Origin of the sequence: Heyndrickxia sp. NPDC080065 (assembly GCF_050281185.1) — a bacterium.
In the GTDB taxonomy this organism is placed as follows: domain Bacteria; phylum Bacillota; class Bacilli; order Bacillales; family Bacillaceae_C; genus Heyndrickxia.
Genome location: NZ_JBNNWS010000003.1, coordinates 208,822 through 221,234, shown reverse-complemented (window position 1 = coordinate 221,234; position 12,413 = coordinate 208,822). Strand labels below are relative to the sequence as shown.

Annotated in this window: 12 protein-coding genes and 1 riboswitch; of the genes, 1 reads left to right on the top strand and 11 read right to left on the bottom strand. The window is 36.6% G+C overall.

Annotated elements, in window-relative coordinates; translation table 11 throughout:
- Positions 1–44: 44 nt before the first annotated feature.
- The 9 genes from ACQKP0_RS04605 to ACQKP0_RS04565 form a co-directional block, all read right to left on the bottom strand.
- Positions 45–776, bottom strand: coding sequence for an ABC transporter ATP-binding protein (locus ACQKP0_RS04605; protein ID WP_427404638.1), 732 nt, complete (start codon positions 774–776; stop codon positions 45–47).
- Positions 769–1,542 (bottom strand): ABC transporter permease, encoded by a 774-nt coding sequence (locus ACQKP0_RS04600; RefSeq protein WP_427404637.1) that lies wholly within the window; start codon positions 1,540–1,542, stop codon positions 769–771. The genes ACQKP0_RS04605 and ACQKP0_RS04600 overlap by 8 nt, the downstream gene beginning before the upstream one ends.
- On the bottom strand, positions 1,542–1,832 hold the full coding sequence (locus tag ACQKP0_RS04595; protein WP_427404636.1) for a thiamine-binding protein: 291 nt from the start codon (positions 1,830–1,832) through the stop codon (positions 1,542–1,544). The genes ACQKP0_RS04600 and ACQKP0_RS04595 overlap by 1 nt, the downstream gene beginning before the upstream one ends.
- A 174-nt stretch (positions 1,833–2,006) precedes the next feature.
- Positions 2,007–2,999: an ABC transporter substrate-binding protein gene (locus tag ACQKP0_RS04590; RefSeq protein WP_427404635.1), complete on the bottom strand. Its 993-nt coding sequence runs from the start codon at positions 2,997–2,999 to the stop codon at positions 2,007–2,009.
- Between the two features lie 132 nt (positions 3,000–3,131).
- A riboswitch (TPP riboswitch) is annotated at positions 3,132–3,241 on the bottom strand.
- A 94-nt stretch (positions 3,242–3,335) separates the two neighbouring features.
- Positions 3,336–4,496 (bottom strand): M20 metallopeptidase family protein, encoded by a 1,161-nt coding sequence (locus ACQKP0_RS04585; RefSeq protein ID WP_427404634.1) that lies wholly within the window; start codon positions 4,494–4,496, stop codon positions 3,336–3,338.
- Between the two features lie 130 nt (positions 4,497–4,626).
- Complete coding sequence (locus ACQKP0_RS04580; protein ID WP_427404633.1) at positions 4,627–6,051, bottom strand: YfcC family protein; 1,425 nt, start codon at positions 6,049–6,051, stop codon at positions 4,627–4,629.
- A 300-nt stretch (positions 6,052–6,351) separates the two neighbouring features.
- Positions 6,352–7,203, bottom strand: coding sequence for a metallophosphoesterase (locus ACQKP0_RS04575; protein ID WP_427404729.1), 852 nt, complete (start codon positions 7,201–7,203; stop codon positions 6,352–6,354).
- Positions 7,204–7,366: 163 nt separating this feature from the next.
- The gene (locus tag ACQKP0_RS04570) at positions 7,367–7,807 is read right to left on the bottom strand and encodes a cell wall hydrolase (RefSeq protein WP_427404632.1); all 441 of its coding nucleotides are present in this window, start codon (positions 7,805–7,807) and stop codon (positions 7,367–7,369) included.
- Between the two features lie 266 nt (positions 7,808–8,073).
- Positions 8,074–9,510 (bottom strand): C39 family peptidase, encoded by a 1,437-nt coding sequence (locus tag ACQKP0_RS04565; RefSeq protein ID WP_427404631.1) that lies wholly within the window; start codon positions 9,508–9,510, stop codon positions 8,074–8,076.
- Positions 9,511–9,837: 327 nt separating this feature from the next.
- Between ACQKP0_RS04565 and ACQKP0_RS04560 the strand changes: the two genes are divergently transcribed.
- Positions 9,838–10,374 carry a GNAT family N-acetyltransferase gene (locus ACQKP0_RS04560; RefSeq protein ID WP_427404630.1) on the top strand — a complete coding sequence of 179 codons (537 nt, stop codon included), beginning with the start codon at positions 9,838–9,840 and terminating at the stop codon, positions 10,372–10,374.
- 262 nt (positions 10,375–10,636) lie between these two features.
- On the opposite strand, the gene ACQKP0_RS04555 is transcribed toward ACQKP0_RS04560, so the two are convergent.
- Both ACQKP0_RS04555 and ACQKP0_RS04550 read right to left on the bottom strand, forming a co-directional pair.
- A complete protein-coding gene (locus ACQKP0_RS04555) occupies positions 10,637–11,470 on the bottom strand; it encodes a hypothetical protein (protein WP_427404629.1) in 834 nt (277 codons plus the stop codon).
- Complete coding sequence (locus ACQKP0_RS04550) at positions 11,457–12,002, bottom strand: RNA polymerase sigma factor (protein ID WP_427404628.1); 546 nt, start codon at positions 12,000–12,002, stop codon at positions 11,457–11,459. The genes ACQKP0_RS04555 and ACQKP0_RS04550 overlap by 14 nt, the downstream gene beginning before the upstream one ends.
- Between the last annotated feature and the right edge of the window lie 411 nt (positions 12,003–12,413).

Here is a 12,413-nt window from a genome sequence, read left to right as displayed (position 1 = left end):
GGGGTGGAAAAAAGTCGAAAATGTCCACGGACGGTGCCTGACACCTAATCTTTTAATTCTTGGTAGATAAGTTTTTTCCATTGGAGGAATTCTTCTGTTAGTAATGAGTCTTCGTTTCTTGGTCGTTTGAATGGGATGGTGAATTCTTTTTTCACCATGGCCGGTTTGGACGACAAGACGATAATCCGATCGGATAGATAGATTGCTTCCTCGATGTTGTGAGTGACAAATAAAATGGACCGTTTGTGTTCAGACCAAATCGATAGGAGCCATTTTTGCATTTCAAGTCTTGTTAATTCATCTAATGCGGAAAATGGTTCGTCCAGACAAATGATCGATTGCGGACTTAAAATACTTCGAATAAAGGATACTCGCTGCTGCATTCCGCCAGATAATTTGTGGGGGTATTCGTTTTCATATCCTTTTAGGCCCGCCCGCTCAATCATTTTCACTGCTTGCTCTTTATCGATTTTCCCAGCAATTTCTTGCCCTAACAGAACATTATCAAGAATGGTCCTCCAAGGGAATAGGGAAGAAGCCTGTGGTGTGTAGCTGATGGCCCCGCGTTTTCCGTTTATTTTTTCCCCATCGATGTAGATCGCACCTGAATCTGGGGAGCTGATTCCACCTATTAAACGGAATAAAGTACTTTTACCGCTGCCAGAAGGACCTAAAATGGAAACAAATTCCCCATCATTAATTGAAAAAGAAAGATCCTGTAAAACGAGCTGATCCCCAAATGATTTCGATATATTTTTTATCTCAAGTTTACTCATCTTTATGACCTTCTTCCTTTGGACGCCATTTTATGACTCTGTTTTCAATCCTAACGATCAATGCAAAAAATAGTAGAGCTAAAAATATAATCAAAAATATTGCAACAAACACGCGATCTGTTCGAAAAGAGGATGATGCTAATGTCATATAAACACCGATTCCTTTTTTAGCCCCTAGCCATTCAGAAATAACAGCTCCCATCACACTATACGTTGCTGAAATTTTCAAACCAGAAAAAACACTTGGCAATGCATATGGCCATTCCAGCTTCCAAAAAATCTGGCCTTTTGTTGCTCCAGCCATTTGCATATAGTGCTTCAGCTCATGACTTGTTTGTCTAAAGCCGTCCAAAGCGGCAACGGTAATAGGAAAAAAACATACAAGTGTAATAACTATAATTTTAGGTAAAATGCCAAAACCGAACCAAATGACTAATAATGGTGCTAAAACAATTACCGGAATGTTTTGCGAAACAATTAATAATGGATAAAAAGACTCGCGAATAAATGGAACACGATGTAAACAAATGGCAACAAGAATCCCTACACTGCTACCAATCAAGCATCCTATTAAAGCCAGTTGAATGGTTGAAAGCAAATGATGTGAATAATTTGGCCATCCTGTGATTGCTTCTTGTAAAATTTGTGATGGCGCAGGTAGCAGCCATGCTGGTACTTCCATAATCTTCGTAACAGATTCCCAAATGATGAATAAAAGGATGATGACCAAACATGGCCGCCATCCTTTTTGAATGAATGTTTTCATTATCGATATTTCTCCGTTAATACATCCATTGAAGCACCACTTGGTTGGTAGAGTACTTTTATTTGTGAAATGACATTCGTGCAGCCTAGCTCCATCATTTTCACATTCATTTTTTCAATGATGGCAAAAAGCTCGGTTAAATCGCCTTCCATCGTAGTTTCTAATGGACTGACCTGATATTTCACACCTGATTGATCAATGATTGAAATGGCTTCATCGACATATGGAATCACGTCTTCTCCATTTTTCGTTTTTGGGATAATTTGAATGCTTACAAGTGCATTTGCCATATTTACATCTCCTCTGATTTTTTTATTTTAAGCTTTGTTAAACAATGTTGTTGTTTCAAATAAAACCCTGTCTGGCATGCGTTCAGCTAGTTTTACTTCGTAAAGAAATCGCTTCACGCATACCATACAGGTCATTTATCAACAATAACCATTAACAAAGCCTTATTTTAAAATCTATTTCGGTAAAAATTCATTAGTAAATGCTTTTTCACTATCTAATTTTTTTTCAAGAAGACCGTTATCATACATCCAATTAGAATAGTTTTCCCAAACGGATAATTTTTGCTCTCCCCAGCGTGAAGCATCATCTTGATATTTTGGAGCTAGCCACTTCTGACTTGCTTTAACAAGTTTTGCATCAATATCCGGTACCGCTTTTATTAAAATATCGGCAGCATCATCTGGATGATCAATCGCAAATTTATATCCTTTTGAAACAGCAGCTAAAAAGTGTTTAACCGTTTCTGGATCTTTTGCGATCATTTTTTCATTTGTAGATAGGACGGGTGTATAGTAATCAAGCTTGTCTGAGTAATCTGTTAAATATACCATGTTTATTTTTTCGTTACGGAGTTCGGCTTCAACACCTGTCCATCCGTAATAAATCCACGCAAAATCAATATCTCTTTTAACGGCAGTAAAGAAATCAGTATCTCCCATGTTTACAATATCGACTTTTTCTACATTAGCTTTTTCTTTTTTCATCAGTGAGGAAAGGACTGCCTTTTCTACTGGAGATCCCCAGCCGCCATAGGTTTTATTTTCAAAATCCTTAGGAGAAGAAATGTTTTTTTCCTTTGGAGAAGCAAAACCAGATGTATTGTGCTGAATGATAGCAGCAATAGACACAATTGGCACCCCTTGAATACGGGCTTGGGTAATGCCTTCTTGATAACTTACACCAAAATCAGCTTTTCCAGAAGCAACAAGTTGATCTGCTCCTGCATCCCCAGGCATGATGATGTCTACATCTAATCCTTCATCTTTAAAATAACCTTTCTCTTTTGCCACATATAACCCGGTATGATTCGTATTAGGCGTCCAGTCTAACACGACCGATATATGTTTTAATCCTTTTTTCCCGTTCTTTTCACTTGTTGAATTTTTGCTGCTGCATGCAGATAAAAGAAGCATGGAGCAGACAACAACAAATAACCACTTTTTCAATTAAAGCTCCCCCTATTGTACTAACTAAGTTGTTAAAGGATAGTGCAAAATAGCGAGTTTCATAGCTAACATACTGAAAAAATCAAAAGCGCCCTAGGTTTAAAACCCAGGGCGCATACAAACACAATCATTCTATGTATTCAATATGTTCCCTACGCTGGTCTCAACCAGATCAGGTTCAAAGAGTCAGTATCTTACGGATACAATCTCAACCAGCAACACTGGTCCCCCTACAACTTTAACATTAGTATTTAATTATTTTCTCTTCAAACATACTATGACACAGCTCCGTTTATTTTTCAAGTGGGACATGGGGTCTGGTCCCGTGTCCCAGGATTATTCCACATTCAAAGCCAATTGGATCATCAGTTCGATGGCAGTAGGGATAGCATCTTCATCAATATCAAATAGTGGGTGGTGATGTGGATATTGACTTTTCTCACTTTGCATCCCGACATTAATGAAGGCTCCAGTTTTTTCTTTTAAGTAGTAAGAAAAATCTTCTGCTCCCATCGATGGATCCATTGGTTCAAAAGCTTCCCCTCCAAATGTATCGTTAATCACTTTCTTAGCAAATTCGCATGCTTCTGGGTGATTATATAATGGTGGAGTTCCTTCAATAAATTCATAATGTCCTTTGGCACCAAAACTTGCACAAATGGACTCGGTTAATTGAGCTGTTCTTTTGTGCATTAATTCAGCGGCTTCAAATGACAATGCTCGGATCGTCCCTTGCAGCTTTACTTCTGATGGAATGACATTGTACGAGTTTCCTGCTTGCATTCCTCCAAAAGAGATGACACCTGGATGCAAGGGGTGTAAATTTCTACTAACAATAGATTGAAAGCTTTGAATAAGATGAGTGGCAATATAAATTGGATCTACCGAGTCTTGCGGTTGACCACCGTGACCGCCGATCCCTTCAATTGTAATATCAAAGTCATCGCTAGAGGCCATGGCAAAGCCTGTCGCAAAGCCAATTTTTCCAAGTGGAAGCCTTGACATTAAATGGATCCCATAAATCACATCGACCTCGTCTAATATTCCTTCACTGACAAGTTGTTTCGCACCGCTTGGAGATGCTTCCTCTGAGCTTTGAAAAATAAAAACGATGTTATTTTTTACTAAGTGAGGGTTCAAACTCATCCATTTAGCAACAGCGAGAAGTATCGCAGTATGACCATCATGTCCACAGCCATGCATAACACCAGGTACGGTGGATAAATATGGCTTGTCACCTTCTTCTTGAAGGGGAAGAGCATCCATATCAGCCCTGAGAGCAACGGTCTTTTTCCCTTCGGTTCCTTTAAAATATGCGATCACATTCGGAGCAGAGAAACGCGGGTCGACAGGAATTCCGAATTCCGCTAACTTCTCTTTCACGTATGCAGCCGTATTGTATTCCTGTCCAGAGAGCTCTGGGTGCATATGAAAATGTCTTCGCTGTTCAATTGTCCAAGATTTTAATTCTGAATCAACTAATTTTGTTTGTAACATAGTTAAATCCTCCAATGTATTATTTAGGGCTCTTTTCGTAAACTTTTGAATCGAAAAACTTTATTAAATCGCCGTGTAACTGTAAATTTTATGAATTTTTTGCGTGAAGATTACCAAATTCAACCTTATTTTAAAATGGTCCATAGTGAATCGCTTGTGCGATAAGCAAGAAAACAATAGCAATACCTATTTCGATTAATAGAAATGGCAGAACCCATTTAAACCATTTTGTAAAAGGAATCCCGGCAACGGCAAGACCTGCTATGAGTACACCAGCTGTTGGGAAAATGGAATTCGTGATGCCATCCCCAAGCTGAAAGGCCAATACTGCAGTCTGTCTTGTCACACCAACAAGATCGGCCAATGGAGCCATAATAGGCATTGTAAGTGCGGCCTGACCGCTCCCTGACGGAACAAGGAAGTTAAGAAAGAGCTGCACAAAAAACATGCCGATTGCGTTCAACGCTGGTGATAGATGGCTTAATAGGGAAGAAGCGTAATATAAAACGGAATCCATTAATTTTCCATCTTGAAATACGACAAGAATGGCTTGGGCAAAACCGATAATTAATGCACCGCCAATTACCTCTTTTGCTCCATCCATAAAGCTATCCGCCATCTTACTCGGATTCAATTTTCCAATAAATCCAATAATAACGCCAAACATTAGGAATAATCCAGCAATTTCAGTAATATACCAACCAAATTTTAATACGCCAAAAATCAATACAACAAAGTTAAGTAAGAAAGCAGCTAGAACCCATTTATGACGAGTTTCCAACTTCACTTCAGCTTGAATAGCTGTCTTTTGGTCATTTTGAAATTTCCCTAAATAACGCAATTCCGGATTAGCCTTAATTTTTTTCGCATAACGATACACGAACAGTACTCCCGCAATGTAAAACGCAGCGAGGAGAAGCAATCTGAGACCAATACCAGAAAAGGTTGGCAGCTCAGCAATACTTTGGGCTATCCCAATATTAAAGGGATTCATAATTGCACTCATAAAACCAATATTTGCTCCGAGTGATACAATCGCGACTCCCACGATTGCATCAAATCCTAATGCGATGACTAATGGAGTAATGATAGCAATATATATAATGGTTTCTTCTGACATCCCCATTAACGTTCCACCTACAGAGAAGAATAGCATGAGTACAGGGATAAGTAATAATTCTCGATTCGCAAGCTTTTTCGATATGGTCATGATCAACGCGTCAAGAGCGCTTGTTGCTTTTAAAATTCCAAAAGCTCCACCTATCATGAGAACGAAAAAGATAATTCCGGCTCCATTAATCATTCCAGTATGGATACTGGTGAAAATTTTGAAAAAGCTAACTGGAGATGAATCAGTCAAATGAAATGTACCTGGAACAACAAGGGTACGGCCATCCTTTTCCACCCGATCATATTCTCCAGCTGGAACAATATATGTCAAAATAGTTGCAATAATAATAACACAAAATATAAGAACAAATGCATTGATATTCCTTGCATTCTTTTCATTTTTATTAATAGAAGATTGTTGATCATGCAAAACCGAATTAGCCATCTAGTAAACTCCTTTTATAGTAAATATGTATTTTTATTCATAAATGATAATATATATTCACATAAAATGCAAGTGGGACAAATGTCCAGTCCTGTGTCTCACATTGGGACAAGGGGACAGGTCCAGTGTCCCACATTATCATTTAGAATGTTAATAGTGTTTAGAAAATATGAAACTCACGAAAACCAATGCTTAAATAATCAAGTAGAATGTAAAAAATCCTGCCACCATAAAGGTAAAAGCAGGATACTTTCTTTTTCTATAACAGGGTAGGGAAAGGGACCAGACCCTTCGTCCCACTTATATTGCCCTGGCTGTTTTTTTATTTTTTGCTATATTTACCGGAATTGATAGATGATGAATCGTTATCTCGGGGCGGCTACCTATACGAATATTAAGTCCTGTTTGCCCCAAGCCTTCGCTAATGTAGAACGACTTGCCGTCATGTTGCTGCAAGCCTTTAATCATGTTCATTCGAACTAAATTTCCCATTTTCATAAGATGATAGGGTTTTGGCCAATAAATTTGGCCCCCATGGAAATGACCAGAAAGTAAATAATCAAAAGGAAAACCTTTCATGTTAAGAACGATATTCGGATCATGTGTTAAGACAAGATTGTATCCGTTGGCAAGCCCTTGATAAGATTTCTCGATGTTACTGCGCTTTGTACTAAAATCATCAATTCCAATGATGTTTATTAGTTTTCCATCTACAATAAGAACATCATTCTCGTTTCGCAATGTTTTACATCCATTATCCTCTAGTACTTTCTTTAACTTAAGAAAGTTGGACTTCCGTAAAAAATAATCATGATTTCCGAAAACTGCATAAGTCCCATATGTCGGATGCAATTGATTAAACATTTTTAGATAAGGAATCAATTTCGGAATGCTTCGCTTTCTATCTAAAAAATCACCTGTTAAGGCAATTAAATCAATGGATTCATTTTTTAAGTGTTCATAAAGCTTCTCTGGTGAAATAGAGATGTTTTCCAGATGCATATCTGAAATGTGTAAAACATTAAACGGCTGCCCGACCACATTCGAGTCATCTAATGAAACCTGATTCATCACTACTTCATGAGTATTTTTATGACCTTTATAAAAATAAAAAAATAATAAAAGGACGATCATTATTGCAATTATCCACATAAACAACATAACCCCTCCTCTAATCCTAATTATAGTGAAAAGGGAGGAAAATTGTTACCAGTAATATATGGGACAGAGGGTCTGGTTCCGAGTTCCAAAAAGATATATATTATTTCGTGTGAATACCCTGAATAATATAAAAAGGCTTACTCTTTGAGTAAGCTTAACCGGTATAAACACTATCACATGTTCCAGCTTTTGGTTCATAATAACAATGATTTTTATATTGACCAGCAAAAGGTTGACCGTACCATGTTGGAGGGCATGGAGCATATGGATTGAAATACCAAAGGGCATATTTCCCTGGGTGTTGTCTCCAATAATCCAAATTCTGCTTAGCTAATCTTTTTTCAGCAGTTCTTGCTCTTTGATAAAATACATTCCCTTTTTGAACAGCTTCAAAAGAATAATTTCCTCCTTGTACTTGATAAATGACTTGTGGAATTGTTCTTAAATCTTTAAAGTCTAAACAATCTGCTTTAAGACGATTAACAATTACATTTCCAACATATAACATTCCTATTTTTCCTTCACCTTCTGCTTCTGCTCTCATCATCCTTGCCATTAAGTCAACGTCCGAACTTCGATAATTTACTCTTGGCATTTTTTCACCCCCAAATATAGTATGAAAAAAAGCCTACAATAATGTAGACTTTTTTAAATAAAATCACCTTTGAGGGACAAGGGGACAGGTCCCCTGTCCCGATTTTCAAAAGAAAGTGTATCATTTATTTTATGACTAGCGTAAGTAGTTAGCTCCTCTAGGTCAATAACCAGCACCCATGAAGTCAAAGATCGAAATACATAGGTTAGAGGACATTTTTTATCCTAAGCTGATCTTGGCGCCTCGGACTTTTCATATTGGTTGGATTAGTAATAACTTATTGCTTGGTTTCCGAATTGATTCCATCCTTGTATAAATGATTTTAATGGTTTCTTTTTGTTTTTCTTTCCGTCTAAAGGGTCATTAAAATAAACATATTTTTTATCGAAGCCTGTGATGAGGACGGAATGCTCTTTATATGTGATTCGTACTTTTCCAGTTGGTGTATGCCATGTAGTCCAATAATTACTAGATACATAGGAAAACCAACTAGTCGTTACTACCCAAACTGGATGCCCTGCAGAAACATAATCTTGTATCGTATTAAATGAGCTACCAGTTAAATCGATAATACGATTAGGTAAGTAAGATGAAGCTAATTTTGCAATTGGTCCATGATAGACACCAAGTCCAGGTTTATTGAAAGTATACATATTACCAACAAATCCATTATATGGATTTCCGAAATACGTCTTACCATTTTTTATTTGAAATGGGGTAGGATCCTTCTTAACTTTAGTTGCTAGTGTCATTTTATTAACCTTAACTCCCGCATCTCCTAAAAGCATGGCTAAACTAGTTACTTCGCATCCACGAGGCAGCTCAGGCATTTGTCTAATAATCGGTGAGGAAAGTAGTTTTTTAGAAGGTTGTTTTTTTGATTTTACTATTATCTTTTTGACTTTGCTCTTATTCCCTGAGGGATCTACCGCATAAATTTCAAATTGCGTTTTTGCTTTTTGTAGAGGCATTCGAAACATGAATTTCCCTGTAGACCCAACCTTTATCATTGCATATCTTTTTTGATTTTTATTAATAATAATGGTAGCTTTTTTCTCGGCTGTTCCTTTAATCGAAAACGATTGATTCGTAATCGTTTCCACTTTTGGAATTGCTGGAGGAATTTTATCCAACACCTTTAATGAAACTGTCCCACTTTTTCTCCCTGCTTTGTCAACGACATATACCGATACGATCGTCCCTGCAGACAAGGCCTTATTATTTTTGAAAGAATATGTAAAAGAATTCGATTCTTTCAGTTTGATAGATGTCGTTTTTTTGTTGATAGTTATGTAAACAGTACTATATGGTTCTGCTGTTCCTGTTAGATATGTATTTTTATTAGAAATGGGATTCACTTTAGGTTTACTAGGTACAGCGGCTGGTTGCACCTTTTGAAAAATAATATTTTGAATCCCATCCTTTTCAAAGATAATCTTTACTTCACTATTCTCCTTCAAAAGGTCGGATGGATAAAATTCAAAGTATCCGGTCTTCGTGTTATAAGACTTTAAAACTATCTCTTGGTTCCCAACAAATGCGGTTATCGATGTTTGTTCAAAAGCTGTTCCAGAGATTAGTTGTTGTTTATCGTTAATTGGATTTACAACTGGATCACTTACCTCTGCAAACACAGGCGTTCTAAAAGAAAAAAGAAACGTCAAAAAAAGAACTACAATTAAAGAAATACCTTGTTTTTTCATCAATAATAAAATCCCCTCTTTTATTATAAAATTCATCTGATATAGTTACTATTACCTGTGATAATAGACTTGTTAATAGAATAGCAAAATTTTCCTAAATAAAAAAGATAATAATAGGGATAAGGGGACAGGTCCCATGTCCCGTTTTTAGGATTTTAGTAATTTTGAAAATACATTGATTACTAAACTATTTTCGCAAAGATTGCTGCTATTTTGTTGTTCAATGTTTTTATGGTTCAAAAGGTGGAAACCTTTGAATCTTAGATGCTATCCAACATTTTAATAAATATATCTATCAATTTGGAATTTAAGGGGATGAGGTAGAAAATGGAACGAAAAAACGATGTAAAGATAAAAATTAAGCCTTGGGAAAACGCAGACCTGGATCTCTTGTTTCGTTTGAATGCACCAGAGATGATGGAACATCTAGGCGGCTCTGAAAGTGAAGAGCAGATTCTATCTCGTCACAAGCGGTATCTTGAGATTGGCAGCAGGGGACAGATGTTTAGCATCCTTCAACTGCCAAATCTTGAACCGGTTGGATCAGTTGGATATTGGGAAAGCGTCTGGGAAGATGAACAAATATATGAGATTGGTTGGAGCGTGCTGCCGCCTTTTCAGGGAAAGGGCATCGCAACTATTGCTGTAAAAGCTGCTATAGAAAAAGCATGTGCTGAGCAGAAGCATAGGTATATACACGCCTTCCCTTCAATCAATAATCCGGGTTCAAACGCGATTTGTAGAAAACTTAATTTTCGGCTTATCTCTGAGTGCGATTTCGAATATCCTCCAGGGAGCATTATGCGATGTAATAACTGGCGTCTAGATTTGAATGAGATGGGACATGGTGAGAGGTCCCGCTAATAATCCGGGAATTTGGTAGTGTTTGAATACATATGTTTAAATTTAGAAAACTACTTCTTTCATGTTATATGGTGGGGGGAACTATCACAATATGAGTTTTCTAAGAAAGACGACCTTTTTCACCACATTTAATAGTAACAAAGTTAAAAAATAACCTGAGAAAAGCCCTGTAGGGATCTACAGGGCTTTTCTCATATCTCCAGCATGTCTTTAGAAAATAGAAATTTTGTACAAGCATTAAACAGAATATCTATCCCTTTGTTTATTTTCCAACATAAGCTTCAGCAAGCTTTACCAAATCTTTTTTCTCTACATTGCCAATTAATTCTAGCTCAATTACTTTCATGTCGTCTGTTTTATACTGCAGAAGTAGACGATTTTCTTTATCTCCGCCTTTGTACATAGCCAGTGTCTGGTCGGAAACTTGAACAGTTTCCCAATTGCCGACGTAAGTTTGGGAGGACATATGATTTGGATCTTCCTTCAAGGAGTTTGTTGCCGCTTCGTCTAAACTTTGTGTAACGACGATCCAATGGCTATCATAATTATAAAAATCATGAAAAACAGGATTATATCCTACAATTTTTTCTGGACCATTGTTTTCTTGCAATGTATGATTCATTAAGGCACCAATTGAACGTGAAGGTACCATGTTGGTGTGTTCAGGTCTTAATATAGGAAATGGGAATTCTTTTTTTGCTTCTTCTAAAGTTAAAGTTTTCTTCATATTTTTAGAGTGTTCTAACGTATCTATCAAATGTTTGTATGTCGGTTGATATCCAAAGATCAATTCTTTGAACGAGTCGATACGATCATTTTTGCCGTTGTCATCAAGAATAGATATTTTTATTCCATTCCAGTCAAAAGGTATAATTGCTGCACTTACTGAAAAGGAAGCAATGAAAAATAGTACTATTGCCATTATCCAAACGGGCCGTGGCTTGGTCTTTAATATTTTCTTTGAAATAGTAGTTCCCTGATCCATAGATTCACTAGAGTATTTATCCCAAACTTGATCAAATGAAACTGAGGAATTGCGGTGTTTCAACTGCTTCTCTAGAACTCTATTAATATCCGACTTATTAATTTGATTCATAAATATTTCCTCCTTGACGAATTTTAAGAGCCCCATTTTTTGTTAGTCGTTTCCGCAGCATCTTTAGCGCAGTGTTTAATCTTGATTTGCAGGTCCCGATAGGAATATCCAAAATCTCAGCAACCTCACTTAATTTGAGGCCCGAATAGAAATGCAGAACGATTACCTCCTTGCTCTTTATAGATAATCGATTAATCTCTTCCCATAACTCTTCATTTTCTTCCTCTTTAATAATAGTCTTTTCAACTACGTTTCCTTGTGAGGATTCCGGTTCGAAACTGATAAATGTTAACCATTTTTGTTTTCGAAGCATATTTCTCATCGTGTTTAAGGTAATTTTATAAATCCAAGGTTTCATTGATTTACTTCGATCATAGGTATGATATTTCTTAAAAACTTGTAAAAATGTCTCTTGTGTAATGTCATCTGCTAGTGACTCTGATTTTGTTAGTAGCAGGGCTATTTGAAAAACAAAAGGAGAATACTCGGAAAAAATTTGCTCGGCATGCTCCCTGGTGATTTGATGTACCATTAAGGACTTCCCCCCCTCTAAATGTTTTCACCCTAAATACACACTCAAACCAAAAAAGGTTCGGTCTGTGTCCAAAATATTTATATTTTCCGTTCAAAGTACTTTCATTCTATAGTATCAGAAAATTCGATAATTTTTTTTTACTGGGGAACGTTTAATTTAAACAATAAACACTACCTTTAAATATAATAATGTTGCTTGTATTTCTACTTATTACGGATTTTTGTTTATTTTTTTTGAAATAAAGGAGGGAGTAAATAAGGATAATGCGCAGTATTAATTAAGAAATTTAGTGGAGTATTTTAAGAGGGATACTGGTATTGAAAGTATTTAAAGTTCCCCTGAAGTTTATTTTAATCAAAAGTAAAAATGTATTCTTTGGAAATGAAGAATGCCGTGCCAGTAATTATT